The following is a 25,294-nucleotide window of genomic DNA, read 5'->3' as shown; positions in this document are numbered from 1 at the left end:
GATCGTCGGCGCCTTGTTGGGAGGCAGGTCGGTCACGCTTCACTCCTGCGGGTCGTTTGGTCGAGACGGCGGGCGCGGCGCAGCGGTCCCACGCCCATCAGCATGGTCGCCACCATCGCCGCGGCACCGCACGACCAGATCACGTCCTGCCCAAGCGGGTAGGACCATGCCGCCGCCCAGGTGATCGCGATTGCGACGACGAGGCCTGCGAGGATGTGCAGGATCTCAATGGTCGTCTTCTTCATGTCGAACACCCCCCTAAACCGTTCGTGCCGAGCGAAGTCGAGGTACATGAGTCTCATGCCCTTCGACTTCGCTCAGGGCGAACGGGGTTGGGGAGGCGGTGTTCATGTCTCTCAGCTTACGCCAGCATGCCCAGAGGGTTCTCGACGAGGTGCTTGAACGCCTTCATGAACTGCGCGCCGTCCGCGCCGTCGATCGCGCGGTGATCGAAGCTGCCGGTCGCCGACATCACGGTCGCGACGGTCAGCTCGTCACCGACTACGTACGGACGCTTCTCGCCAGCACCGACCGCGAGGATCATCGCCTGCGGTGGGTTGATGACCGCATCGAACTGCGTGATGCCGAACATGCCCATGTTGCTGATCGAGGCGGTACCGCCCTGATATTCCTCGGGCTTCAGCTTGCCGTCGCGGGCGCGGCCGGCGAGGTCCTTCATCTGCGTCGAGATCGACGACAGCGAGGCGGTGTCCGCCCCGACGATGATCGGCGTGATCAGCCCCGACGGCGTGCTCACCGCGACCGAGATGTCGGCACGCTGGAAGGTGATCAACTGGTCGGGCGTGAACATCACGTTGCAGGTCGGCACCTGCATGAGCGCGACGGCCTGCGCCTTGATCAGCAGGTCGTTGACCGACAGCTTCACGCCGCGCGATTCGAGACTCTTGTTCAGCTCGCCACGCAGCTTGAGCAGCGCGTCGAGGCGGATGTTCACGGTCAGGTAGATGTGCGGGACGGTCTGCTTCGACTCGGTCAGGCGACGTGCAATCGTCTTGCGCACGTTGCTGAGCTTGGTCGCCTCGTGCGGGATGTCCGGCACGGTAGCCGGCTTTGCGGCAGGCGCGGGGGCTGCAGCGGCAGTCGGCGCAGCAGCTTCGGTCTTCGCGGCAGCGGGAGCCGCACCCGGCTTCGCGCTCTCGACGTCGGCCTTGACGATACGACCCTTTGGCCCCGAACCCGACACGGCGCCGAGATCGATACCCTTGTCGGCGGCGAGACGACGCGCGAGTGGGCTCGCCTTGACGCGATCACCGCTGGCGGCAGGCTTGGAGGCACCGGCGTCGTCGGGACGACCGTGATCCTCGGCGGACGCCTCGGTCCGCTCGACTGGCTTGGCCTCGGTCCCGGTCTTGTTCGGATCCGTCGGGTCGGGCTTGGCTTCCGATTCCTTCGCGGCCGGTGCAGGCGTCTCGCTCTTCACAGGCGCGGACGAGACCGACGACGCGTCCTCGCCCTCTTCGGCGATGATGGCGATGACCGTGCCGACCTTTACGTTGTCGGTACCCTCGGCGACGAGGATCTTGACCACGGTGCCTTCGTCGACGGCTTCGAATTCCATCGTCGCCTTGTCGGTCTCGATCTCGGCCATCAGGTCGCCGGATTTCACGACGTCGCCCTCCTTGATCAACCATTTGGCGAGGGTACCCTCCTCCATGGTCGGGGACAGCGCAGGCATCTTGATCTCGATCGACATGGATTTCCCCAGGGCGTGACGTAACGGCATGCCTACTCGCGCCCTCGTCCGCTCGGGTCAACCCCGGCGCACTTGCGTATCGACCCGCTGCGGCCCAATTACCGGTAATAACGGGGGCTAAAATGCGCATTTATCTAGTGGTTATCGACGATAGTCCGGAAGCTGGCATCGCGCTGCGGTTCGCGGCCCGGCGCGCGGTAAAGACCGGCGGCGGCGTCGAGATCCTCACCGTCATCCCGCCGCAGGAGTTCATCGCGTTCGGCGGCGTCCAGGCGACGATCGAGGAGGAAGCGCGATTGCATGCCGAGGGGCTGGTCGCCGGCGCCGCGGGTACGTTGCTGGAGGAATCCGGCCTTCGTCCGTCGATTACCGTCCGCGAAGGCGAAGCACCGAAGATCATCCGCGAGATGATCGCGGCGAACCCAGAGATCGCCGCACTGGTGCTCGGCGCGGCCGCGATCGGCGCGCCGGGCGATTTGATCGCGCATTTCTCGGGAACCGACGCGGGGGCGCTGCCGGTCCCCGTCATGATCATCCCCGGGTCGCTGACGCGCGAGGCGATCGATCGTCTTAGCTGACGTCCACCAGCGATCGGGTCGACAACAGCCGTTCGACATCGTCGATGCCGGAGCGTGTCAGCTGGAGTGCTTGGCGCATGCTATCGGGCGGATCGACCAGCGATTTGGCCTCCAGCACACGAATCCAGCGATCCAAGGTCGCGCGATTCAGACCAAGCTGGCTGGCGACCGAGTCGACCGTTGCGATCCGACTCTCGGCCTCCGCCACATAGACGCTCAACAGCAGTGCCCAGGCATGATCGGCGAACAGATCGCCGCCCAGCGTCTTATCGCGTGCCTGCATGACCGCGAGCAGATCCTTTGCGCGGCGCCAAAGACTATGTGGCAGGCGATCGTCGTGACGCGGACCTGCAATCATCGAGCCGAGTGGGGCGGCGGCCGACATCGTACCGACGAGATGGCCGCTCTCGCCGCTGCCGATACGCAAAACCTGGACAGTGAGCGTGATGATACTGCCATCGCCGCCAAGATATCGCTTGCGGATTGATTGCGACTGACCATTCGGACGAAGAGCCTGGACCTGCGATACGTTGCGAGCGATATCCTCAGGGTGCGTGATTGACGTATACGACATGCCGATCAGCTCTGTACGCGTACGTTTCAGCACACGAGCCACCGGTTCATCGATGGCTTGTATGATACCGTCCATATTCGAGATTGAATGGCCTATAATCACTATCGGTCCCGGATTTCGATAAGTACCTCTACGCATTTGATTAAAAAGTATCAAATCTGAATCATGTTCGTGCGATTTATCGATTTGGCCGAAAGTGATCTTCAGCTGAATTCCAGTTTCAGTTGGTTCGTCTCGGAGATATTAAACACTTGAGGCGTGCCTGCGATCCGGGCACGATCATTCCATGTCGACCCTTATCGTTCCACTGCTTCTCGCAGCCGCCGCCCCGCTCGCGCCCCCACCCGCGACCCAATCCGCTACCTCGGCGAAGCCCTCTGCGACCCGATTGAAGGCGGACGTCGCAACGATGGTCGATTTCGGCACACGCCACACGGCGTCGACCACGACCGACCCCAAACGCGGTATCGGCGCCGCCCGGACTTGGGCAGCGCGCCGCTTTACGGAGATCGGTGCATCGTGCGGCGGGTGCATCACGGTTGACCGGATTTCGCGACGTTTCACCGGCCCGCGGGCACCGACCGGCGTGGTGGTAGAAGACGTCCTGGGGATCCAGAAGGGCCGCGATCCGAACCGGGTGGTGATCGTCGGTGCGCATATCGACAGCCGCGTGACCGATGTCATGAACGCGACCTCCGATGCGCCGGGCGCGAACGACAATGCCTCGGGCGTGGCGCTGGTCCTGGAGGCCGCGCGCTTGCTGTCGCAACGTCAGTTCGACGCGACGATCGTCTACGCGGTGTTCTCGGGCGAGGAACAGGGCTTGTGGGGCGCCGAACTGCTCGCCGATACCGCGAAGGCGCGAGGCTGGCAGGTCTCGGCGATGCTCAACAACGACATCGTCGGCAATACGGTCGGTCAGGGCGGCGTCCGGGTCGCGGACAAGGTGCGCGTGTTTTCGGAAGGCATTCGCACATCGGAAGACATGGTCGCGCAACAGGGACGGCGTGCGGAGGGCGGCGAGGACGATGGCCCGAGTCGCGCGCTGGCCAAGGCGATCGATGGGATCGCCGGCGGCATTCCGGGCGGGCTCGACGTGATGATCGATCGGCGGCCGGATCGGTTCGGTCGCGGTGGCGATCACGAACCGTTTCTCAAGCTCGGCTATCCCGCGGTACGGTTCTCGGTCGCGGCCGAGAACTGGGATCGCCAGCATCAGGATCTGCGCACCGAAAAAGGTGTCGTCTATGGCGACACGATTGAGGGCATGGACTTTCCGTATCTGGCCAAGGTGACGGCGATCAACGTGGCGACGATCGCGCAGATTGCCGCCGCGCCGGCGGCGCCCGAAGACGTATCGATCGCGGGTGCCTTGTCGCGCGATACGACGGTCAAATGGACTGTCGTGCCGGGTGCCGCACGCTACCGCGTCCGGTGGCGCCGCGACGATTCGCAGGGCTGGACGGACGTCCGCGACGTGACGGATACGCAAACGGTTCTGGTTCAGGTGCCGGTCGACGACACGTTCGTCGGCGTGTCGGCGCTGTCGACGGATGGCGCCGAGAGCCTGGTCAGTTTCGGTGGGCGGGAGCGCCGCCGGTAAGCGCGGTTGGAGATTACGGTCGGTATCGGGGTTGGCAGTCGATGGCGGCTGTCGGATCAGGCGGCCGCCGACTTTTGCCAACCGCGGTTGGCCAGCGCGCGGGCTTCCTCGACCGGAAGCGGGCGACCGAAATAATAGCCCTGAACCTTGGTGCAGCCGAATTGCCGGACCATCCGGTGTTCGGCCTCCGTCTCGACGCCCTCCGCGGTGGTCGCCATGCCGAGGCTCTCGGCCAGCGCGACGACCGCACGGATGATCGCGATCGCCTCGCGCATCCCCTTGGCCGCGTCCTGGACGAAGCTGCGATCGATCTTGATCGACGAGAACCGCGTCCGGCTGAGATAGCCGAGCGACGAATAGCCGGTGCCGAAATCATCGAGGCTGAGCCGCACGCCGAGATCGAGGACGCGTTCGAGGACCTTGGCGACGCCCAGCCCCTCGTGCATGAACACGCTCTCGGTTACTTCGAGTTCGAGCCGTTCGGCGGACAGGCCGGAGCTGGCGAGCGCGCCGGTGACGGTCGTCACGAACCCGGGGTTCTGCAGCTGGTCGGGCGATACGTTGACCGCGATCCGGATCACCGACGGCCAGCGAGCAGCCTCCTCGCACGCCGTGCGCAATACCCAGGCGCCGATGTTGGCGATCAGCCGGGTTTCCTCGGCGAGAGGGATGAACTTGTCGGGCGACACGATGCCGAATTCCGGACTGTTCCAGCGCAGCAACGCCTCGAAACCCAGCAGGACGCCGGTTTCGGCGTCGACGACGGGCTGGTAGACGAGATGCATCTCGCCATTCTCGACCGCGGTGCGCAGCGCGATCTCGAGGACGCGACGCTCTTCGGCTTGAACATGAAGCGCGGGTTCGTAGCTACGGTAGACGCCGCGGCCGGCATCCTTGGCGCGGTACAGGGCGAGATCGGCCGAACGGATGAGCATTTCCGCGGTCCGCCCATCGCGCGGACCGACCGCGAGGCCGATGCTCGCACCGATATAGAGCGTGTGCGCATCCATTTCATAGGGGAGCGACAGCGAGTCGATGATCCGCTGGGCGAGCGATTCGAGCGCGACCTGATCGCTGGCGTCGCGGACGATGACCGCGAACTCGTCGCCGCCGAGCCGACCGCACAGTTCGTTGTCGGTCATCAACTGGCTCAGCCGTTCGGAGACGCGGCTCAGCAGGCGATCGCCGAACGGATGGCCAAGCGTGTCGTTGACCGCCTTGAACCGGTCGAGGTCGAGCATCATGAACGCGTACCGGCCGCCCCATTGGCCGGCGTCGCCGATCGTCCGGACCAGTGTTTCGTTGACCATCAGCCGGTTGGGCAGCCCGGTGAGCGTGTCGAAGCGCGCCATCCGGTTGATCTTGTCGACCGACTTGCGCTGTTCGGTGATGTCGGAGCCGACCCCGCGGAACCCGCTGAACACGCCGCGATCGTCGAACCGCGGCGAGGCAGCGATCTCCCACCAGCGATCTTCGCCCTTGATCTGCACGGGCAGACGCAGATCGCGAAAGCTCTCGCGTTTCTTCATCTTGTCGGCGAGCGTGCGCAATCCGGTGGCGAAATCACCGGTCTCCCAGGTCGGCCCGGCGAGCAGCTGGAGCAACGGCATGCCGTCGATGCTGGCCGGATCGAGCCCGGCGGCGAACGCGAAACGCGGCGATGCGCGGACGATGCGGCGTGCGGCATCGGTCTCCCACAGCCAGTCGGCGCCAGTCTCCTCGAACTCGCGCAGCAGCAGGCTGACGGTCTCGTCGCGCTCGTCGAGCGCCATCTCGCTGGCGTGGAGCAGCATCAGCGTCCGCGCGCGGCTGAAGCAGACCAGCATCAGCAGCAGGGTGAAGACGAATACGCCGACCGAGGCCGCGATCGTGCCTGCCATCGCTAGCTGGAGCGTGACAGCAGTGCCAAGGTACCCAAGGAAGACCAGGGTTCCGAGCGTCAGCGGCGCCATCGCGAACGCCGCGCCGGTCATCAGTGCGCACAGGGTCAGCCCGAGACCCGCGGTCGTCCCGGACGGCGCATGGGTACAGAACAGCACGGGGACGGTCGACCATGCCAGCGCCAGCAGCAAGCCTTCCCAGCCGGTGTTGCGGACATCGCGCAGCGCGATCTGGCTATCGCCGAGTTGGGGTGCCCTGAGGCGCCGGGCTGCGATGCCGCCGACGACGAGCAGCAGCACGCCGATCCAGCTGGCGATCTGCCATTGCGGCGACGTGTCGTCGACCAGCAGCGCCGTGGCGGTTGCGGCGATACCGTTCGCCGCGAGCATCACCAGCGCCATCCTGCGCCCGCCGTGCAGTTGCGCAGTCCGGATCCGGCTCCATTCGACCGGATCGGAGCCGTCGCGCAGACCTAACAACAAGGGAAGCGTGACTGCGATCCCGCGCAACGGTGAAGGGGTTTTGATGCTCACGGAGCGAACCCTAATAAGCTTTAGTTAGCAGACTGTTGGCGTACCGTCGCCGATATCACAATTCATCGCGGATCTCTGTCCTACCGGCGCGTTCTGCCCAACTAAGAACCGCAGAGCATCGCAATCGAGGCGCTATCTCAGGCTGCGATATCGTATGGTTTGATATCGCCGCTGAGATACAGGTTGCGAGCCTTAGCCCGGCTGAGCTTGCCCGACGAGGTGCGTGGTAGCGTCCGCGGCGGGATCAGTTCGATCAGGCAGTTCATACCCGTCACCGAACGGACGCGCTCGCGGATCTCGTCGCGCAGGCGCAGGCGTTCGGCTTCGTCGGAGCTGCGGCACTGGACCAATACGGCGGGGGTTTCCTCGCCGCCGGGCGTCGTGATCGCGAACGCGGCGATGTCACCGGCCTTGAAGCCCGGGAGCTGTTCCACCGCCCATTCGATGTCCTGCGGCCAGTGGTTCTTGCCGTTGACGATGATCATGTCCTTGGCCCGGCCGACGATGTAGATGTAGCCGTCCGACATATAGCCCATGTCGCCGGTATCGAGCCAACCATCCGCCATGCACGCTTCGGTCGCCGCGTCGTCGCGGAAATAGCCGACCATCACCGACTTGCCGCTGCACCACACCTTGCCGATCGCGCGATCCGGGAGCGGCGTGCCGTCCTCTTCGCGGATCTCGATTCGCATGTCGCGGACCGGCTTGCCGCAATTGACGATCGCCCGGTAGCGCTGGGGACGGTCCCCGCCGCGCGAGCCGCCCGAAAGCTGCGTTTCCTCGACCAGCTCGACCCGAATGCCTTCGCCCGGCGGCATCAGCGATACCGCTAGCGTCGCCTCGGCAAGGCCGTAGCTCGGCAGGAACGCGCTGGCCTTGAAGCCCGCATCGGCGAACGCGTCGACGAACGATTGCATCACGTCGGGGCGGATCATGTCGGCGCCGTTGCCCGCCACGCGCCAGCGCGAGAGGTCGAAGCGATCGCTCGCCTTGGTCTGCGACGACATCCGGCGCGCACAGATGTCATAGCCGAAGGTCGGCGAATAGCTGAGAGTCGTGCCTTCGTTGCGGCTGATGAGATCGAGCCAGGCGAGCGGACGGCGCGCGAAATCCTCGGTCTTGAGGTAGTCGGTCGAGACCTGGTTGGCGATCGGCGACAGGAAGCAGCCGACCAGCCCCATGTCGTGATACCAGGGCAGCCACGAGACGCAGCGATCGGTGTCGCAAACCTCCATTCCGTGGCTATGCGCGGCGAGATTGTTGAGCAACGCCGCGTGCGTGATGATGACGCCGTGCGGGAAGCGCGTCGAGCCGCTCGAATATTGCAGGTATGCGATGTCGTCCGGCTTGGCCTCGGGCAGCGTTGCCTCGGGCGCCTCGCGCGTCGCGAACTCGGACCAGTCGATCCCGACGGTGCCCGACAGGCGCGCGGCCTCGCCCGCCATCTGCGCGAGTTCGGGCGGGAAGATCAGCATTTTCGGGTCGCAGCTCTCGAGCTGGACGCGAAGCTGTTCGATGTACGAATCGCGGCCGCCGAACGAGGTCGGCAGCGGCAACGGCACTGGCCAGGCGCCGGCATAGACCACGCCGAAGAACAGCGCGGCAAACTCGGGACCGGTCTCCGCGACCAGCGCGATGCGATCGGCGGGGGCAACACCGGCGGCGATCAGGCGATCGGCCATCGCGCGCGCGTCGGTACGGAGCTGGCTGTAGGGATAGGGCTGAGCTAGAGTGCCGCGCGCGTCGTGAAAATTAAGACCACGGTTACCGCTTGCCGCGTAGTCGAGGGCTTCGCCCAGCGTGCCGAAGTTGGCGAAGCGGCGCGGCAGGGCGTCTGCGGTCGGCGTGGCGACAGGGGCCGCTACGGTCTGGCCGTGCTTGCCATCGGTGGTGGCCGTGTCGGTCGTTGCCGTTTCGGTCGTCATCGCAGTTCCTGCCTTGCTCCGTCGCGGCGATCGAACACACCACGCCTATCTCTAGTCTAGCCGTTCAACTTCGGGTGTCAGTGTGGCACAATGATGGCGTGGACGACGATGACGATGCCCTCGACCCGCAACGGGATGCTAGCGACTCCGACAGTAGTCGCTCGACGGATGGTCGTGGCACGGCGAAACACGGCGGATGGGGCAAAGGCCAGGACAGGAGCCGATCGCGCGAACGGCCTGCGCCCAAACCACTTGATGCCGCCGCGCTTGAACGTTTGGCGCTCCGCTACGTCGAACGGTTCGCGACGACGCGGGGACGACTGACCGATTACCTCAACCGCAAGATCCGCGAACGCGGCTGGGCCGACGAGGCTGCCGGCGCCGCCGCCGACCCTGCCGAGTTGGCGCACCGTATGGCCGAGCTCGGCTATGTCGACGACCGGGCCTTTGCCGAGCAGCGCGCGGCGGCGATGCAGCGGCGGGGACTGGGGGCGCGACGTGTCGCGGGCGCATTTCGCGAAGCGGGCATCGACGAAAACGATGCGGACTCGGTCGCGCCGGCGATTGCCGACCGGGCGGTCGAATCGGCGCTGGCGTTCGCACGTCGCAAACGGATCGGCCCATACGGCAGCGGGGACAGCGATGGGCACGGGGACCGAAAACTGCACGAGAAGCAACTTGCGGCAATGCTTCGCGCCGGTCACCGTTTCGATCTGGCACGGCGGATCGTCGCCGCCCCGCCGTCGGCTGTTGTAGACGCATCCGATTTCGAGTGATGTCCGTCATGGATTCGTTGCGATTGCGACGAAGCGTGCTAGCTAGGCGGCTAGGGGTGTAATGATGCGTATAGTGACGCAAACAGGGGCGGAAATGCCGATCGAAGCTGCGATCGAAGCCACCATCGACAACGGGGGACTATTGGCCGGACTTGTCGGCGGCGTCGATGTGCGTGCGATAGGCGGCGTCATCAAGTGGTTCGACGTGACCCGTGGGTTCGGCTTCGCCGTCGCTGACGACGACAGCGTTGGCGATATCCTCGTCCATTTCTCCGTCCTGCAGCCTCATGGCCGCCGCAGTCTGCCCGAGGGCGCACGAATCGAGACTCTGTCAGTTCAGCGCGGTCGAGGGTTCCAGGCGCGCGAGATCGTCTCGATAGACATGACCAACGCCGTCGCCGAGGTGGAGCGGACGTCGACATCGTCGCCGGACCGGGTCGATCCGATCGCGATGATCGATGCCGCTGGGCCGTTCGAGCCGGTCGTCGTCAAATGGTTCAACCGCCTCAAGGGCTATGGCTTTCTCGTCCGTAGCGCAGACGGCAGCGATATATTCGTCCATATGGAGACGCTGCGTCGCGCCGGGATCGAATCGGTCGAGCCCGACCAACCGCTCCGCGCGCGGGTCGTCGCAGGACGGAAGGGGCCGCTGGCGGTCGTGGTCGAAGAGGGTTTGTAATGAGCGTACTTGCCAAGGCCGGTCTGGCCGCGGTTCTGATTGGCGGGGCGGGAGCGGGCGGGATCGCGTACATGCATGCGGACACCACGACCGAGAATGCCGCGGTGGTCACACTCACGATCAGAAGCGCGAACGGCCCGCATGTGTTCGTCGTCGAGCGCGCGAAGACGGCGGCCGAACAGGAACGCGGGCTGATGTACCGGACCGATCTTAAACCCGATGGCGGGATGTTGTTCTGGCCCTATCCGGCGGACGGCGGCGCGCCGGTGAACGCGAACTTCTGGATGAAGAACACGCCGAGCCCGCTCGACATTCTCTACATCCGTGCAGACCGGACGATCGCCCGGATCGCGGAAAACACCGTGCCGTTTTCCGAGGCGCCGATCCCGTCGGGCGAACCGGTCGGCGCGGTGCTGGAGCTGATGGGTGGACGGTCTGCGGAATTGGGGATCGCTGAGGGTGATCGCGTAACCTGGGACGAGAGCGCGAAGTAGCGCGGCGGGGGCTGCCGAACCGGCGAGACCGGCTTTGATGGGGACGGCGTCCTCTCTACACAGGGTAGCGTGTTTCCCCGCAAAGGCGGGAACCCAGACTGGGCTCCGTCTTCGCGGGAGAACAAAGAGGAGCGGCATGTCGGTCGAACGCGGGCACATCCTTGTTGCGAAGGGTAAGCACCGGCACGCCTCTCGAATTACACAGGAAGCGAGGCTTCGCCTGACCTCGGCCATCATCATGGTTGAAGCCCGCCCTCACTCGGGTTAAGCGCACCGGCATGGGCTTTCTTGCATCGACTTTCACGTGGTGGAACGGCGCCACCCTCGGCACCAAATTCGGCTTGCGCAGCATGGCGAAGAAGGGCGAGGACGCGCTTGGCAACGTCTATTACGAGGGCGGCAAGGATACTGCCGGCAATCCGCGTCGTTGGGTGATCTATCAGGGCGCGACGGACGCCAGCCGAGTCCCGCCCGCGTGGTTCAGCTGGTTGCATCATCAGGTCGACGACGTTCCCGAGCGCGCCTTGCCGCCGGTTCGCGCCTGGCAAAAGCCGGCGATCCCCAACATGACCGGCACCGCACTCGCCTATCGGCCTTCGGGGGCGCTCGAAAAGGGCGGAACGCGTGCGGCGGCCACCGGTGACTACGAAGCCTGGGTCCCCGAAGGGTGAATTTGCGCTGGCTTGCCGCGGCCTTGCTGGTCGTGTTGCTGGGGGTAGGCGGCTGGTTCGGCTATCGCGCGTTGCAGACGCCGAATAAGCCTGCTGGGGTCGTCCAGCAGGATCTGCCGATGGCGGACGAGTCGGCGAGTTCCTCCGTCGAAACGATCGATACCGGGGCGGCGGCGATCGCGAATGGCGGAACGCCGATGGCGCAACGCGTTGCGGTGATCGGCATCCTGAACAAGCGAAATGGCGAAACGCACGACGTTACGCTGAAGCCCGGTCAGGCGACGCGGATGGGCGATGTGGTGCTGCGGCTGCGCGCCTGCGAACAGACTGCGCCGTGGGAGCAGGAGCAACTGACCGGCGCGTTCGTCCAGGTGCTGGTGCGCGGCGTCGACACGCACTGGCGCCGGACGTTTTCAGGTTGGCTCTACAAGGAACGCCCCGCGCTGAACGCGGTGCAGAACCCGGTCTACGACGTCTGGACCAAGAGTTGCGCGATGACGTTCCCCGCGACCGGGCCCGATACCGCGTCCGATGCCGAGGCCTTGCCCGCCAAGCGATCGAGCGCGCGGAAGTCGCCGGCCGACGCCCCGCCCGCAGCCGCCGATGCGCCGAGCGCACCGTCGAGTGACGCGGCCAGCAGCGCAACGTAATCCGCGCGATCGATTTCGACCGCGCCGAGCGAGGCGAGGTGCGAGGTCTGAAACTGACAGTCGAGCAGCGTGAACCCACCGACGCGCAGCCGTGCGACCAGATGCGCGAGCGCGACCTTCGAGGCATCGGTCGCGCGGCTGACCATGCTTTCGCCGAAGAATGCGCGGCCCAGAGCTAGACCATAGAGCCCGCCGACCAGCTTGCCGCCGTCCCAGCATTCGACCGAATGTGCGAAGCCCATCGTGTGCAGCGTCGTGAAGACGCGTTCGATACTCGCGTTGATCCAGGTTTCGGGCCGGCCAGCGACGCTTTCGGCGCAGAGCCGGAGAATTGGCTCGAATGCGGTATCGACGGTGACCTGAAACCGATCCGCGACGATCGTCTTGCGCAGCGACCGTGATAGCCGGAACGAATCGAGCGGCAGCACGGCGCGGCGACGCGGCTCGACCCAGTAGACGCTGGCGGCATCGCGGCTGTCGGCCATCGGAAAGACGCCGACCGAGTAGGCGCCGAGGACCAGCTGCGGGTCGAGTCCATTTTTCGGATCGAGGGCGTTGCTCATGCGGCCAGCCGCTTTTCGATCCGCCGCCAGAGATCGGCGAACGCGCGCGCCGCTGAGGATCTGGGCAGGAATACGCCGACCGGTGCGCGCCGCGATGCCATCGCCTCGATCCCGCTTGCCATCGGAATCACCGGCCAGTCGGGATGCATGGCCAGCGCCTCGGCATGCAGCGCGCGGCGCTTGTCGACCATGACATGGACCGGCAGCAGCGGCGTCCGGCCGCCGAGATGCGCGACGACGGCATCATAGGCACGAGTCGACAGCGGCGAGGGGATGACCGGGATAACGATCAGGTCGGCGGCGCGCATGACCTGATCGGCGGTCTCGGTCAGACCCGGCGGGCAGTCGAGGACGACGCGGTCGTAGCCGGCGAGGTCGGACACCAGTTTGGCGAGGCGCTTCTTCTTGTCGAGATCGTGGAACAGCTGGTCGAGCCCGCGGAGCGATGCATCGGCGGCGATCAGGTCGAGCTGCGGATATGCGGTCGGCCGTGCCTGCTTGGCGACTGCGATATCCTTCGAGAACATCGCCTGCGCCTGGTCGACCTTGCCCGGCCCCCCGAGCACCCAGGTCGCCGCGGCCTGCGGGTCGAGATCCCAAAGCAGCGTACGTCTTGCCGACAGCGCGGCGGCGCACCAGGCGAGGTTCACGGCGAGCGTCGTCTTACCGACGCCGCCCTTCAGGCTGTATATCGCTAGTGTTGCCATGGATCATACGGTGCCGGCCCGGCGGCGTCCGGGCAAGGGTGCACGACACAAAGAAAAACGGCCGGCGGAAAGACCGCCAGCCGTTTCTGAAACCGTTCACGCCAAAATATTGGCCGATCGAGCCTTATGCGTGGCAGATCTGCGCCGACTTGCCCGGACGAGTCAGCGTGACGCTGTCCTCGTTGCCGGTCATCGACCAGCCGCCCTCTGCGGTCTTCGGCGAACCGGCGACGTCCGACTTCAGCGTGGTTGGCGTGCCGTCCTGCTTGGTGCGGACCACGGCCTGCTTGTCGCCCTGGAAGAACGTCACGTACAACAGGCTGTTGTCCTTGCAACGCAACGTCTTTTCTGACTTGATCGCGGGCGGCAGTTCGACCGGCGCGGCGTTCGCAAGCGTGTTCGCCATCGGATCGGGATTGGTGTCGACCACCTCTGGCGAGGCTGGCTTGGAGTTGCAGGCAGCCAGCACGAGCAGCGCGGCAACGGCGGTGATGGGGATGATCTTCATAGCGGAACCTCGCTTCGCGCATGCAGCATAGGGCGTCAAGGTTTAAGCGCTACCATCGCATCCCCGGACGACGAACAGGTCAGCCTTGCTGACGGGCTGATCAAGGCGCGCGGCATGTCGAGCGCGCGTCGGACGGGGGTCAGGGCTTCTGCATGCCGCGCAATGCGGTGAGACGCGTTTCAATGACGTCGATCGGTGTCGCGATGTGCGCGGCGACCAGCGTGTCGCCGACAGCGAGCATGATCCGCGTTGCTTCCTCCAGCAACGACAGCGCATGTTCGTAGTTTTTCATCACCGATAGCCCTTTTCCTGGCCGCGACTTGGACAGGTGGCGAGGCTAACATGGATCAATCCACCCTGGAAGCACGTTATGGGTTTGCGCGAGAGGCGTTCGGCACGACCTGTCGGCTTGGCGTATCGTGTTTAGCACGCAAAACTTTCGATGGGTTGCCCGCGGCGGATGGCAGCGCCATTTGTCGGCGATGCACACGACATCTGATACGCTCGCCCTGATCGGCAACACACCGCTCGTTCGACTGAAAGGGCCGAGCGACGCAACGGGCTGCGATATCTTCGGAAAGTGCGAATTCGCCAACCCCGGCGCGTCGGTCAAGGATCGCGCGGCGCTGTTCATCGTCGAGGATGCGGAGGAGCGGGGTCTGCTCCAGCCCGGCGGCACGATCGTCGAGGGGACCGCGGGCAACACCGGTATCGGTCTCGCGCTGGTCGCCAACGCCAAGGGCTACAAGACGATCATCGTCATGCCCGAGACGCAGAGCCGCGAGAAGATGGACACGCTCAGGGCTCTGGGCGCCGAACTGGTGCTGGTGCCTGCGGCGGCGTTCTCGTCGCCGTGCCATTTCGTCCATACCTCGCGCCGGATCGCCGACGAGACGCCGGGCGCGATCTGGGCGAACCAGTTCGACAATATCGCCAACCGTCGCGCCCACATCGTCGGCACCGCCGAGGAAATCTGGGCGCAGATGGAGGGCCGGGTCGATGGCTTCACGTGCGCGGCCGGTACCGGCGGGACGATCGCCGGCGTCGGGCTGGGGCTGAAGGCCAAGGACGAGGCGGTCTGCATCGCACTTAGCGACCCGCACGGCGCCGCGCTCTACAACTATTATGCGCACGGCGAACTGAAGTCCGAGGGATCGTCGGTCGCCGAGGGGATCGGGCAGGGGCGAATCACCGCCAACCTCGAAGGCGCGCCGATCGACACCCAGTTCCGGATCTCGGACCAGGAGGGGTATGCCTGGGTTCGCCGGCTGCTCGACGACGAAGGACTCTGCCTCGGCTTGTCGTCGGGTATCAACGTCGCGGGAGCGGTCGCGCTGGCGCGGCATCTGGGTCCGGGAAAGCGCATCGCGACGATTCTGTGCGATACCGGATTCCGATATCTGTCGACGCTGTACGATCCCGAATGGCGCGCAGCCAAGGGCCTGACTTGAGCCGCCCTGCGTCGAGAATCGACAGCGGGACGATGGTCGGGTATCGGAACGCGACAAGATGAAGTCACCCAACGATCCCTATCAGCGCATGCAGCGCATTAAGGTCGGCCTGATCGGCCTTGCGGCCGTGGTGCTTTTGATCGGGCTGGCCAGCGCGATCATCGGCTCTGCAAGCCGCGAGCGGCCGGTTGCGGCGGTAGGGGCCGCCCAGCCAGACGTGGTGGCCAACATGGGCGTGACGAATAGCGTGGACGCTGCCGATCCCACCGAACCCCTGGCCGAAATGGGCGTCGCTCCCAGTGCAAATGGTCAAGGCCCGACTCGCTGAGGCCGATTGCTGCCCTTGATTGGACATCGATGATTGCACATCGCCGGACACGATCCATGGCGCGTTGAACATTCGCGCGTGCCCATCGAGGCTGCCCGTTCGAACCGCCGATTGTGCCTGATCCCCGGAATTCCCCAGCCGAACGTCCCTAACGGCGCGTTAATCCGCGGTGTGGGGTGCAATTTTCCCCGATTTGGTCGACGAAACCTGTCATGGATTCCGTCCAATCCCCAAAAATCCCGTTGCGTCCCCAGTCCGCTATGGTAGATGGAGATTAATACAGGGGCATGTTTCACCGTCGGCGATTGCTGCGGTCGAGGCGCGACGAGGGTCGCGGCTCGGGACGGTGAATCATGTGCGCCATTTCGAAGGGTTTTGGCGTGTCGGTGCGTGGTCGCTATCAAGGAGACGGTATCGGCCTTGTCGACGACAAGGGCCGGGTAGCCATCCCCTCGGCGCTCCGCACCACGCTTTCGGCAAATGCGCCCAAGGCGAACGGCAAGGACGGCGGGACCATCATCATCGGCGCGCATCAGAAGAATCGCTGCCTGGTCGCGTACGATCCCGGTTACGTCGACATCCTCGCCGAGCGCCTCGATCGTCGCGAATCCGAGAACACGTCCGAGAACGGCGAATACGACTACAACATCAAGCGCGCCGCCGCGTCGGGCGAAGCGGTGCCGTTCGACGGCTCCGGTCGCTTCATCATGCCTGCGTTCCCGCGCTTCTATGCGGGCATCAAGGGTCATGCGTTCTTCTACGGCGTGCTCGATTATATCGAGATCTGGGACCCCGCGACGCTGATCGTCACCGACGGCATGCCCACCGTCGTCAAGGAGATGGCGCGCTTCTACATGGCCGAGAAGGGGGTGCAGCTGTGAGCAGTCCCCCCGTTCTCGATACATCCGCGCCACACATCCCGGTACTCCTCGACGAAGTCCTGGCCGCGCTTTCCCCCGAGCCCGGCGAGACGATGGTCGACGGCACGTTCGGTGCGGGCGGCTATACGCTGGCGCTGCTCAAGTCGGGTGCGCGGATCGTCGCGTTCGATCGCGATCCCGACGCGATCGCCAATGGTCGCGCGATGGAAGAAGCCGAAGAAGGTCTGACGCTGATCGCTGCGGACTTCTCGGCGATGGCGTCCGAACTCGAAGCGCGCGGCCTCGCGCCGGTCGATGGTGTGACGCTCGACATCGGCGTGTCGTCGATGCAGCTCGACCAGGCCGAGCGCGGCTTCTCGTTCCAGTCGGATGGCCCGCTCGACATGCGGATGGCGCAGGCCGGCATGTCTGCGGCCGATTTCGTCAACGAGGCGGACGAGAACGAGATCGCCGACGTGCTGTACCAGTACGGCGACGAGCCCAAGTCGCGGCGTGTCGCGCGCGCGATCGTCGCGGCGCGTCCGCTGACGCGGACCGGCGAGCTGGCGCACATCGTCCGCCGTGCGCTCGGCTACAAGGCACACGACAAGAAGGACCCCGCGACCCGCGCGTTCCAGGCGATCCGGATCCATGTGAACCGCGAGCTTGGCGAACTCGCCGACGGGTTGCTGGCGGCCGAACGCGTGTTGAAGCCCGGTGGCCGCCTGGCCATCGTGACGTTTCACAGCCTCGAGGACCGGATGGTGAAGCGCTTCCTGCGCACGCGGTCTGGGGGCTCTCCTTCAGGTTCGCGTCATCTTCCGCAGGTGAAAGCCGTTGCGGAACCTAGTTTTTCTCATGTCGGCCGCGGCGTTCGCGCCGGCGAGGCCGAGATCGCACGCAACCCGCGTGCGCGCTCGGCGACATTACGGACGGCGCGGCGGACCTCCGCGCAACCCTGGACGGAAGAGGTGACGACATGACGGCGGCGTATCGGATGAAGGGTGTGGGCTGGTTCGGGGGCTGCGTGGCCGTCGTGCTCGGTTTCTACCTCGTGTCGCTGCAGGTCGCCGCCGAGCGCAAGAAGCTGGAGGCGGTCAATGGTCAGATCCGCTCCGCGCAGCGCGACATCCGCGCGCTGGAAACCGAGTTCGACACGCGGGGCAACCTGGCCCAGCTCGAGCGCTGGAACGGCGACACGCTGGCGCTGTCGGCGCCGACTGCCGGCCAGTTCGTCGTGAGCGAGGCCGCGCTCGCGGCGCTCGACGTCAACAGCCTGCGCGCGGACGGGGTCCAGACCGCCGCGTTGCTGGTGCCGTCGGGGGCGGGGTCCGTCGTCTCCACGTCGATCGTGCCGGTCACCGCTGCTCCTGCCGTGGTGAAGCTTGCTCCAGTGCAGATGGCGCAGGTTAGCGCACCGCGCGCGATGAACGTTGCGATCCAGGCTGCGTCCAAGACTGCGCTCAAGCCGGTCGTGATCCGCGCGTCGGTGTCGACGCCGCGGTCCGCCGAGGTCGCACTCGTCCGCGCCGCCAAGACAGAGCGCCTCGCCGCCGTCGCGAAGGTCCGTCCGCAGGCGGTCGCGATGCTCGACCGCAAGCTCCTGTCCGACACGACGCTGGGTGACATCATGAGCGGCGCCCGCTCCGAGAGCCGTAAGCGGCGGTGACCGCCTTGGTCGCCCGGCCCGTCTCGCAGCAACGTAGCGCCAACCAGCGTCATGCACTGGTGGCGACGGCGCACACGCGCCTGATGATGCTGATGTTCCTGTTCGGGGCGGCGGTGTTGGTGGTGGTCGGGCGGCTCGGAATGCTGGCGGTGCAGGCGTCGCTCGCCGATCCGCAGGCGCGCTCGGCGGTGATCGCGGCGCGCGGCGACATCGTCGATCGCAACGGCGCGCCGCTCGCGCGGACGATCGATGCGTGGACGATCGCGGTGCACCCGAAGAAGCTGATCGGCGATCCGACCGAGATCGCCAGCAAGCTTGCCGCGCTGATGCCGGAAGCGGGCGACCAGGCGCATTATTATGCGCTGCTGACGTCGGGCAAGAGCTTCATCTATCTCCAGCGGCGCGCGTCGCCGGCTTTGGTCGAGCAGGTCAATGCGATCGGCGAGCCCGCGATCGTGTTCGACCGCGATACGCAGCGGCTCTACCCGCAATCGACGATGGCGGCGCATGCGCTCGGCTTCCTGTCGACCGCGGGCCACGGCATGAGCGGGATGGAGCGCGTGCTCGACGAGCGGCTGACCAATCCTGCACTCAACGGCACGCCCGTCGCGCTGTCGCTCGACAACCGCGTCCAGGCGGCGATGGAGAGCGAACTCGGCCGCGCGATGACGACGTTTTCCGCGCGAGGGGCTGGCGGCATCGTCCTCGACGTGGCGACCGGCGAAGTGATCGCGATGGTCTCGTTGCCGACCTTCAACCCCAACCGCGTCGGCATGTCGGGCAGCGAACAGCTTCGCAACATCACGACGCAGAGCGTGTTCGAGCTCGGCTCGACGTTCAAGCCGATCACGATGGCGACCGCGATGGACACGGGTGTCGTCACATCGTTCGCGCGGCGCTTCGATGCGACGCATCCGCTCCAGGTCGGGCGCTTCACGATCCATGACGAGCGCGGCGATCCCAAGCGCTGGCTGAACATGGCCGAGACACTGATCTACTCGTCCAACATCGCCACCGCACGTGTGGCCGACGAGGTCGGGCCCGCGAAGATGCAGGCGATGTTCAAGAAACTTGGCTTCGATACCAAGCCCGATATCGAACTGCGCGAAAAGGGCCGTCCGTTGTGGCCAAAATACTGGGCGCGGACGACGACGATGACCACCGCCTATGGCCACGGCATCGCGGTGACCCCGCTGCATCTGGCGAGCGCGTACGCCGCACTGGTCAATGGCGGGATCTGGCGGCCGGCGACGTTGCTGAAGGTTGCGCCGGGTCATGCGGTTGCCGGTCGCCGGGTGATCAGCGAGCAGACCAGCGCGCGGATGCGGCAGATGCTGCGGCTGATCGTGCAGCGCGGCACGGGTCGCAAGGGCGATGCGCCGGGCTACCGCGTCGGTGGCAAGACCGGGACGGCCGAGGCTGCCGTCTCGGGCGGCTACGATCATTCGCGCAACGTGGCGACCTTTGCCGCGGCATTCCCGATGGATGCGCCGCGTTATGTCGTACTGGCGATGCTCGATTCGCCGCTCGGCACGAAGGAAACCGCCGGGTGGAAGACCGCGGCGTGGAATACCGCGCCGGTGGTCGGCCGGACGATCTCGCGCGTCGGTGCGATCCTGGGCGTGGTGCCGGACGCGCACCGCGACATCGACGTGTCTGACATCCTGCCGACTTTGTGGCAGGACCCGTCGCGTACACAGCCGACCGGGCAATGAGGACTATTGCATGAAACTCGCAGCGCTGACCGACGGGACGGAAGAGGCGCAGGTGACGGGGTTCGCGATCGATCACCGCAAGGTCGCGCCGGGCACGGTGTTCGGCGCGTTCGAAGGCGCGCGCGTCAACGGCGAGGATTTCGTGGCGGATGCGATCCGGTCTGGTGCGATCGCGGTGGTTGCGCGACCGGGGCTGACGGTCGAGGGCGCCACCTACATCGCCGATGACAATCCCCGCGAGCGGTTCGCGCAACTGGCCGCGAAGTTCTTCGCGCCATTTCCTGAGACGTCGGTGGCGATCACTGGGACCAACGGCAAGACGTCGTGTGTCGAGATGACTCGGCAGCTCTGGCGGATGGCGGGGTTTCATGCGGCGTCGATCGGGACGCTGGGGGTTACGACGGCCGACGAGCGGGTGACGACCGGGCTGACGACGCCGGACGTGGTGACGTTCCTGTCGAACGTGGCGGGGCTTGCACGTGAGGGTGTTACGCATCTGGCGTTCGAGGCTTCCAGCCACGGGCTGACGCAGTACCGCACGGAGGGGCTGAAAGTGGCTGCCGCGGCGTTCACGAACCTCAGCCGCGACCATCTCGACTATCACGGCGACATGGCGGCGTATTTCACTGCCAAGATCCGGTTGTTCTCCGAAGTGCTGTCGACCGACGGGGCCGCGGTGGTGTGGGCGGACGATCCACAATCGGCGCGGGTGATCGACCTGGCCCGCGAACGCGGCAATCGGCTCATTACGGTCGGGACGCAGGGCGAGACGTTGCGGCTGGTAGGGCGCGATCCGACGTTGCTTGGGCAGGGGCTGACGATCGAGGCGGAGGGCCAGACGTACAAGGTCACCTTGCCGCTGATCGGCGCATACCAGGCAGCGAACGCGCTGGTCTCGGCGGGACTGGTGATCGCGACCGGCGGCGATGTGGCCGCGACGATCGCCAATCTCGCGCGGTTGCAGCCGGTCCGCGGGCGGCTGGAACGCGCCGTGATCGCGAAGTCGGGTGCGCCGGTGTATGTCGACTACGCGCATACGCCGGACGCGCTCGAAGCAGCAATCGCTGCGCTCAAACCGCACGCTGGTGGTAAACTGATCGTGGTGTTTGGCGCTGGCGGCGACCGCGACACCGGCAAGCGTGAGACGATGGGGCAGGTCGCGGTGCAACACGCCGACCGCGTTATCGTGACCGACGACAATCCCCGGACCGAGGACGCTCGGGCGATCCGCTGCGACGTGTTGAAGGGCGCGCGCGGGGCTGAGGAAATCGGCGACCGGCGGGCGGCGATCGGGGCCGCTGTGCGCGAGGCTGGGCCCGAGGATATCGTGCTGATCGCCGGCAAGGGGCATGAGCAGGGGCAGATCGTCGGCGACATGGTGCTGCCGTTCGATGATGTGACCGTCGCGCGGGAGTGCGCGGCGTGAAGGGCACGGCATCGTCATTCCCCTCCCGCTTGCGGGAGGGGCTAGGGGAGGGCGCGACGTACGTACTGGCGTCCGCTTTGTTTGGTCAGCCCCTCCCCCGACCCCTCCCGCAGGCGGGAGGGGGGCAGTGAGTCTGTGGACTTCGGCCGAGATCGCAGCGGCTACCGGTGGTGTGGCGTCTGGTGACTTCGCCGTCAGTGGCGTCGCGTTCGACTCGCGGGAGGTTGGCCCCGGCGACCTCTTTATTGCGATGAAGGGCGAGGCCAGCGACGGGCACCTGTTCCTCGATCAGGCCTTCGCACAGGGCGCGGCGGGGGCGATCGTGTCGGAGCCTTGCTATCATCCGCACGTCCTCGTCGAGGACAGCTTTATCGCGTTGCAGGCGCTTGGGCGGGCGAGCCGGGCTCGGAGCGGTGCGAAGATCATCGGTGTCACCGGGTCGGTTGGGAAGACCAGTGCCAAGGAAGCGCTGTTCGCCTGCCTCGACCGCGCGGCGCCCGGCGAGGTGCATCGCTCGGTCAAGAGCTACAACAACCATACCGGCGTCCCGCTCAGCCTCGCCCGCATGCCGCGCGACGCTAAGTTTGGCGTGTTCGAGATGGGGATGAACCATGCGGGCGAACTCGCCGAGCTGACGCTGCTCGTGCGGCCGCATATCGCGATGATCACCGCGATCGCGCCGGCGCATACCGCGTTCTTTGCCGACGAAAGCGCGATCGCCGACGCAAAGGGCGAGATTTTCGCTGGCCTCGAACCGGACGGGACTGCGATCGTGCCCTATGACAGCCCGCACCGCGACCGGCTGCTCGGACACGCCGCGCCGCATGCCGCGCACATCGTCACGTTGGGCAGCGAGAAAGGCGCCGACGTCCGCGCGATCGAGGCGATGCGGCTGCCGACCGGCGGGACGTTCGTCACCGCGCGGATGGGGCAGGGGGCGGAGCATGAGCTGAGCTTCACGATCGCGCAGCCCGGCGCGCATTGGGTGTCTAATGCGCTTGGCGTGCTGGCGTGCGTGCAGGCGGCCGGCAGTGATCTCGGGCTGGCTGGGCTCGCGCTGGCTGAGCTTGGTGGGCTGCAAGGTCGTGGCGCACGGTCGCTGGTTACCGTTGGCGAAGGCCAGGCGCTTGTGATCGACGAAAGCTACAACGCCAACCCAGCCTCGATGCGCGCGACGCTCAGCGTCCTCAGCCACGAGCCGGGCCGCCACATCGCGGTACTCGGCGAAATGCGCGAACTGGGTGAGGGCTCCGACGACTATCACGCCGGCCTCGCCGAGCCCATTCTCGCCGCTCGCGTCGAAATGGCGCTGTTGGTCGGTGAAGCGATGGCGCCGTTAGCGCAGGTGCTTGAGGGACAGATCGAAACCGTCCATGTGGGCGACGCTGCGGCCGCGCTCGCGTCGTTACGGACGATCCTGGCGCCGGGCGATGTCGTGCTCGTCAAGGGATCGAACGGGGTTGGCCTCGCGCGCGTCGTGGCGGGTCTCCAGGCTGGCCTCAAAGGCGGGATTAACTGAATGTTGTACTGGCTCGCCGAGCATCTGGGGTTTCCCGGCCTGCTGAACCTCATCCGTTACCAGACGGTGCGGACCGGTGGCGCGGTCGCGACCGCGCTGATCATCGGCCTGATCATCGGGCCGAAGTTCATCGGCTGGCTGCGCGTGCGGCAGGGCAAGGGCCAGCCGATCCGCGCCGACGGCCCGCAGTCGCATCTGTCGAAGCGCGGGACGCCGACGATGGGCGGGCTGATGATCCTGACCTCGATGTGCCTCGCGATCTTCCTGTGGATGGACCTGAGCAATCCGTATGTCTGGGCGTGCCTGTTCGTGACGCTCGGGTTCGGGACGATCGGGTTTCTCGACGACTATGACAAGGTGCGCAAGGCGAGCACCGCGGGGATCAGCGGGCGCACGCGGTTGCTGCTCGAGTTCATCATTGCCGGTGTCGCCGCGACGATCATCATGTCGCAGAACGGCCCGCATCTGTATCTGCCGTTCACGTCGCGCATGTACCTCGATCTTGGCTGGTTCTTCCCGGTGTTTGCGGCGTTCACGATCGTGTCGTTCGGTAATGCGGTGAACCTGACGGACGGCCTCGATGGGCTGGCGACGATGCCGGTGATCATCGCCAGCGTCGCGTTCATGGTGATCGTGTACCTGGTCGGAAACGTGAAGTTCGCGGACTATCTTGGTATCCCGCACGTCCCTCGCGCGGGTGAGCTGGCGATATTCTGCGGGGCGATCGTCGGCGCGGGGCTCGCATTCCTGTGGTTCAATGCGCCGCCGGCTGCGGTGTTCATGGGCGATACCGGGTCGCTGGCTTTGGGCGGCGCGCTGGGGACGATCGCGGTCGTCGCGCATCACGAGATCGTGCTGGGGATCATCGGCGGGCTGTTCGTGATCGAGGCGCTGTCGGTGATCATCCAGGTGTTCTTCTACAAGCGCACCGGGAAGCGCGTGTTCCGGATGGCGCCGATCCACCATCATTTCGAACAGCTCGGCTGGGCCGAGGCGACGGTGGTGATCCGCTTCTGGATCATTGCGTTGGTGCTGGCGCTGGTCGGCCTTTCGACGTTGAAGCTGCGGTGATTGTTGCTGAGGCCTGGCGCGGGAAACGCTATGCGGTGTTGGGGTTGGCGCGGTCTGGGGCTGCGACGGTGCGGGCGCTTGTTGCTGGTGGGGCGAGCGTTGTCGCTTGGGACTCCGACGAGGTGAAGCGTGACGCAATCCTCCCCGGTACGGGGAGGGGGACCAGCTCTGCTGGTGGAGGGGGGGCTGTTCCAGGCGTTTCGCTTGCGGATGCCCCCCTCCACCACCAGCCTGCGGCTGGCGGTCCCCCTCCCCGTGCCGGGGAGGATTTGATCGTCGCTCCGTTGGATGATCTCTCGGCCTTCGACGCGTTTGTCGTCTCGCCGGGCGTACCGCTGAACACGCATCCTCTCGCCGCCGCCGCGCGTGCGGCAGGCGTCCCCGTCATCGGCGACATCGAACTCTTCGCCCAAGCCCGAGCCGACCTCCCTCCGCACAGAGTCGTCGGCATCACCGGCACCAACGGCAAGTCGACCACCACCGCGCTCGTCCACCACATCCTCAAGACAGCCGGCGTCCCCACGCTGATGGGCGGCAATATCGGCCTGCCGATCCTCGAGCAGCAAGCGCTCCCCGAGGGCGGCGTCTACGTGCTCGAACTGTCGAGCTACCAGATCGACCTGACGCAGACGCTCGATTGCGACGTCGCGGTGCTGCTCAACATCACGCCCGATCATCTCGATCGCTACGACGGCTTCGAAGGCTATGCCGCTTCCAAGGCGCGGCTGTTCGCGATGCAGTCGGCCGAGCATGACGCGGTCATCGGCATCGGCGACACGCTGTCCGCCGAGATCGCGCGCGGGCTGTCGGCGAAGGGCGAGCACCTGACCAAGATCGCCCCGGGCGTGTGCATGGATCAGAGCAACTGGCCGACGCTCCAGGGCCCGCACAACGCCCAGAACGCACTCGCCGCGATTGCCGTGGTCAAGGCGCTGGGCGTGAGCGAAGTGGATATCGACCGCGGCCTGACGAGCTTCACGGGCCTGCCGCATCGTATGGAGCAGATCGCCTCGTACGGCGGCGTCGCCTATGTCGACGACAGCAAGGCGACCAATCCCGAGAGCACCGCGCCGGCGCTGGCCGCGTTCAACCGGGTCCACTGGATCGTCGGCGGCCGCGCGAAAGGCGACGACCTCGACGCGTGCAAACCTGCCTTCGGTCACGTCGTTCGCGCCTACACGATCGGCGAGGCTGGCCCGAAATTCGCTGAAATCCTGAAAGACTTCATGGCTGTCGAGAACGTCGGTACGTTGGACGCAGCGGTCCGCACTGCTGCCGCAAACGCCAAGCCGGGCGACACTGTTTTGTTGTCCCCCGCCTGTGCTAGCTTCGACCAGTTTCGCGATTACGAAGCGCGCGGGGCCGCGTTCCGCGCTGCGGTGGAGTCGCTGGCATGACC

Annotated in this window: 25 protein-coding genes and 1 pseudogene; 17 read left to right on the top strand and 9 right to left on the bottom strand. The window is 65.9% G+C overall.

Annotated elements, in window-relative coordinates; translation table 11 throughout:
- Nucleotides 1-32: 32 nt before the first annotated feature.
- The gene (locus tag C8J44_RS08770; protein WP_056052935.1) at nt 33-245 is read right to left on the bottom strand and encodes a hypothetical protein; all 213 of its coding nucleotides are present in this window, start codon (nt 243-245) and stop codon (nt 33-35) included.
- 116 nt (nt 246-361) lie between these two features.
- Complete coding sequence (locus tag C8J44_RS08765) at nt 362-1,714, bottom strand: pyruvate dehydrogenase complex dihydrolipoamide acetyltransferase (RefSeq protein WP_121904208.1); 1,353 nt, start codon at nt 1,712-1,714, stop codon at nt 362-364.
- Nucleotides 1,715-1,836: 122 nt separating this feature from the next.
- On the opposite strand from C8J44_RS08765, the gene C8J44_RS08760 reads away from it, so the two are divergent.
- Nucleotides 1,837-2,292, top strand: a complete 456-nt coding sequence (locus tag C8J44_RS08760) for a universal stress protein (RefSeq protein ID WP_121904207.1) — start codon at nt 1,837-1,839, stop codon at nt 2,290-2,292.
- On the opposite strand, the gene C8J44_RS08755 is transcribed toward C8J44_RS08760, so the two are convergent.
- Entirely contained in the window at nt 2,285-2,941 is a 657-nt protein-coding gene (locus C8J44_RS08755; protein WP_121904206.1) for a PAS domain-containing protein, read from the bottom strand. The genes C8J44_RS08760 and C8J44_RS08755 overlap by 8 nt on opposite strands.
- Before the next feature lie 211 nt (nt 2,942-3,152).
- Here C8J44_RS08755 and C8J44_RS08750 point away from each other — a divergent pair, with 211 nt between their 5' ends.
- Nucleotides 3,153-4,469 carry a M20/M25/M40 family metallo-hydrolase gene (locus C8J44_RS08750; protein WP_121904205.1) on the top strand — a complete coding sequence of 439 codons (1,317 nt, stop codon included), beginning with the start codon at nt 3,153-3,155 and terminating at the stop codon, nt 4,467-4,469.
- A 56-nt stretch (nt 4,470-4,525) separates the two neighbouring features.
- Here C8J44_RS08750 and C8J44_RS08745 read toward each other — a convergent pair whose 3' ends face one another.
- Both C8J44_RS08745 and C8J44_RS08740 read right to left on the bottom strand, forming a co-directional pair.
- The gene (locus C8J44_RS08745; RefSeq protein ID WP_259466784.1) at nt 4,526-6,883 is read right to left on the bottom strand and encodes a bifunctional diguanylate cyclase/phosphodiesterase; all 2,358 of its coding nucleotides are present in this window, start codon (nt 6,881-6,883) and stop codon (nt 4,526-4,528) included.
- Nucleotides 6,884-7,020: 137 nt separating this feature from the next.
- Complete coding sequence (locus tag C8J44_RS08740; RefSeq protein WP_121904204.1) at nt 7,021-8,808, bottom strand: fatty acyl-AMP ligase; 1,788 nt, start codon at nt 8,806-8,808, stop codon at nt 7,021-7,023.
- A gap of 275 nt (nt 8,809-9,083) precedes the next feature.
- Here C8J44_RS08740 and C8J44_RS18445 point away from each other — a divergent pair, with 275 nt between their 5' ends.
- The 5 genes and pseudogenes from C8J44_RS18445 to C8J44_RS18865 all read left to right on the top strand — a co-directional run.
- Nucleotides 9,084-9,584, top strand: a complete 501-nt coding sequence (locus tag C8J44_RS18445; protein WP_259466783.1) for a regulatory protein RecX — start codon at nt 9,084-9,086, stop codon at nt 9,582-9,584.
- A gap of 94 nt (nt 9,585-9,678) precedes the next feature.
- Nucleotides 9,679-10,263, top strand: coding sequence for a cold-shock protein (locus C8J44_RS08730; protein WP_121904203.1), 585 nt, complete (start codon nt 9,679-9,681; stop codon nt 10,261-10,263).
- Between the two features lie 71 nt (nt 10,264-10,334).
- Nucleotides 10,335-10,757 carry a DUF192 domain-containing protein gene (locus tag C8J44_RS08725; RefSeq protein WP_404969208.1) on the top strand — a complete coding sequence of 141 codons (423 nt, stop codon included), beginning with the start codon at nt 10,335-10,337 and terminating at the stop codon, nt 10,755-10,757.
- 278 nt (nt 10,758-11,035) lie between these two features.
- Nucleotides 11,036-11,428: an NADH:ubiquinone oxidoreductase subunit NDUFA12 gene (locus tag C8J44_RS08720; RefSeq protein WP_056051356.1), complete on the top strand. Its 393-nt coding sequence runs from the start codon at nt 11,036-11,038 to the stop codon at nt 11,426-11,428.
- A gap of 119 nt (nt 11,429-11,547) precedes the next feature.
- Nucleotides 11,548-11,859, top strand: a pseudogene (locus C8J44_RS18865) (DUF2155 domain-containing protein); the annotation flags it as partial.
- A gap of 35 nt (nt 11,860-11,894) precedes the next feature.
- Here C8J44_RS18865 and aat read toward each other — a convergent pair.
- The 4 genes from aat to C8J44_RS18440 all read right to left on the bottom strand — a co-directional run bounded on the left by aat (nt 11,895) and on the right by C8J44_RS18440 (nt 14,148).
- Entirely contained in the window at nt 11,895-12,641 is a 747-nt protein-coding gene (gene aat, locus C8J44_RS08710; RefSeq protein WP_121904201.1) for a leucyl/phenylalanyl-tRNA--protein transferase, read from the bottom strand.
- Nucleotides 12,638-13,348 carry a ParA family protein gene (locus tag C8J44_RS08705; protein ID WP_121904200.1) on the bottom strand — a complete coding sequence of 237 codons (711 nt, stop codon included), beginning with the start codon at nt 13,346-13,348 and terminating at the stop codon, nt 12,638-12,640. Before C8J44_RS08705 ends, aat begins: the two co-directional genes overlap by 4 nt.
- 124 nt (nt 13,349-13,472) lie before the next feature.
- Nucleotides 13,473-13,856: a hypothetical protein gene (locus C8J44_RS08700; protein WP_056051347.1), complete on the bottom strand. Its 384-nt coding sequence runs from the start codon at nt 13,854-13,856 to the stop codon at nt 13,473-13,475.
- Between the two features lie 139 nt (nt 13,857-13,995).
- Nucleotides 13,996-14,148 carry a hypothetical protein gene (locus C8J44_RS18440; RefSeq protein ID WP_156364198.1) on the bottom strand — a complete coding sequence of 51 codons (153 nt, stop codon included), beginning with the start codon at nt 14,146-14,148 and terminating at the stop codon, nt 13,996-13,998.
- 190 nt (nt 14,149-14,338) lie between these two features.
- Between C8J44_RS18440 and C8J44_RS08695 the strand changes: the two genes are divergently transcribed.
- The 10 genes from C8J44_RS08695 (at nt 14,339) to murD (ending at nt 25,292) form a co-directional block, all read left to right on the top strand.
- Nucleotides 14,339-15,307, top strand: a complete 969-nt coding sequence (locus tag C8J44_RS08695; protein ID WP_056052922.1) for a cysteine synthase A — start codon at nt 14,339-14,341, stop codon at nt 15,305-15,307.
- 58 nt (nt 15,308-15,365) lie between these two features.
- Nucleotides 15,366-15,635 (top strand): hypothetical protein, encoded by a 270-nt coding sequence (locus C8J44_RS08690; protein WP_259466782.1) that lies wholly within the window; start codon nt 15,366-15,368, stop codon nt 15,633-15,635.
- 353 nt (nt 15,636-15,988) lie between these two features.
- Nucleotides 15,989-16,516, top strand: a complete 528-nt coding sequence (locus tag C8J44_RS08685) for a division/cell wall cluster transcriptional repressor MraZ (protein WP_183128744.1) — start codon at nt 15,989-15,991, stop codon at nt 16,514-16,516.
- Nucleotides 16,513-17,478 (top strand): 16S rRNA (cytosine(1402)-N(4))-methyltransferase RsmH, encoded by a 966-nt coding sequence (gene rsmH / locus C8J44_RS08680; protein WP_121904198.1) that lies wholly within the window; start codon nt 16,513-16,515, stop codon nt 17,476-17,478. Before C8J44_RS08685 ends, rsmH begins: the two co-directional genes overlap by 4 nt.
- On the top strand, nt 17,475-18,164 hold the full coding sequence (locus C8J44_RS08675; protein WP_121904197.1) for a hypothetical protein: 690 nt from the start codon (nt 17,475-17,477) through the stop codon (nt 18,162-18,164). The genes rsmH and C8J44_RS08675 overlap by 4 nt, the downstream gene beginning before the upstream one ends.
- Nucleotides 18,161-19,879, top strand: a complete 1,719-nt coding sequence (locus C8J44_RS08670; RefSeq protein WP_121904196.1) for a penicillin-binding protein 2 — start codon at nt 18,161-18,163, stop codon at nt 19,877-19,879. Before C8J44_RS08675 ends, C8J44_RS08670 begins: the two co-directional genes overlap by 4 nt.
- Nucleotides 19,880-19,889: 10 nt before the next feature.
- Complete coding sequence (locus C8J44_RS08665; protein ID WP_121904195.1) at nt 19,890-21,305, top strand: UDP-N-acetylmuramoyl-L-alanyl-D-glutamate--2,6-diaminopimelate ligase; 1,416 nt, start codon at nt 19,890-19,892, stop codon at nt 21,303-21,305.
- Between the two features lie 127 nt (nt 21,306-21,432).
- Nucleotides 21,433-22,824 carry a UDP-N-acetylmuramoyl-tripeptide--D-alanyl-D-alanine ligase gene (gene murF, locus C8J44_RS08660; protein WP_121904194.1) on the top strand — a complete coding sequence of 464 codons (1,392 nt, stop codon included), beginning with the start codon at nt 21,433-21,435 and terminating at the stop codon, nt 22,822-22,824.
- Nucleotides 22,825-23,895 (top strand): phospho-N-acetylmuramoyl-pentapeptide-transferase, encoded by a 1,071-nt coding sequence (mraY, locus tag C8J44_RS08655; protein WP_056051331.1) that lies wholly within the window; start codon nt 22,825-22,827, stop codon nt 23,893-23,895.
- The gene (gene murD / locus C8J44_RS08650) at nt 23,892-25,292 is read left to right on the top strand and encodes a UDP-N-acetylmuramoyl-L-alanine--D-glutamate ligase (RefSeq protein ID WP_121904193.1); all 1,401 of its coding nucleotides are present in this window, start codon (nt 23,892-23,894) and stop codon (nt 25,290-25,292) included. The genes mraY and murD overlap by 4 nt, the downstream gene beginning before the upstream one ends.
- Nucleotides 25,293-25,294 lie beyond the last annotated feature (2 nt).

This window comes from Sphingomonas sp. PP-CE-3A-406, from assembly GCF_003688625.1.
Taxonomy (GTDB): domain Bacteria; phylum Pseudomonadota; class Alphaproteobacteria; order Sphingomonadales; family Sphingomonadaceae; genus Sphingomonas.
The sequence above is the reverse complement of the archived record's forward strand: the minus strand, read 5'-3'. Positions and strand labels throughout refer to the sequence as shown.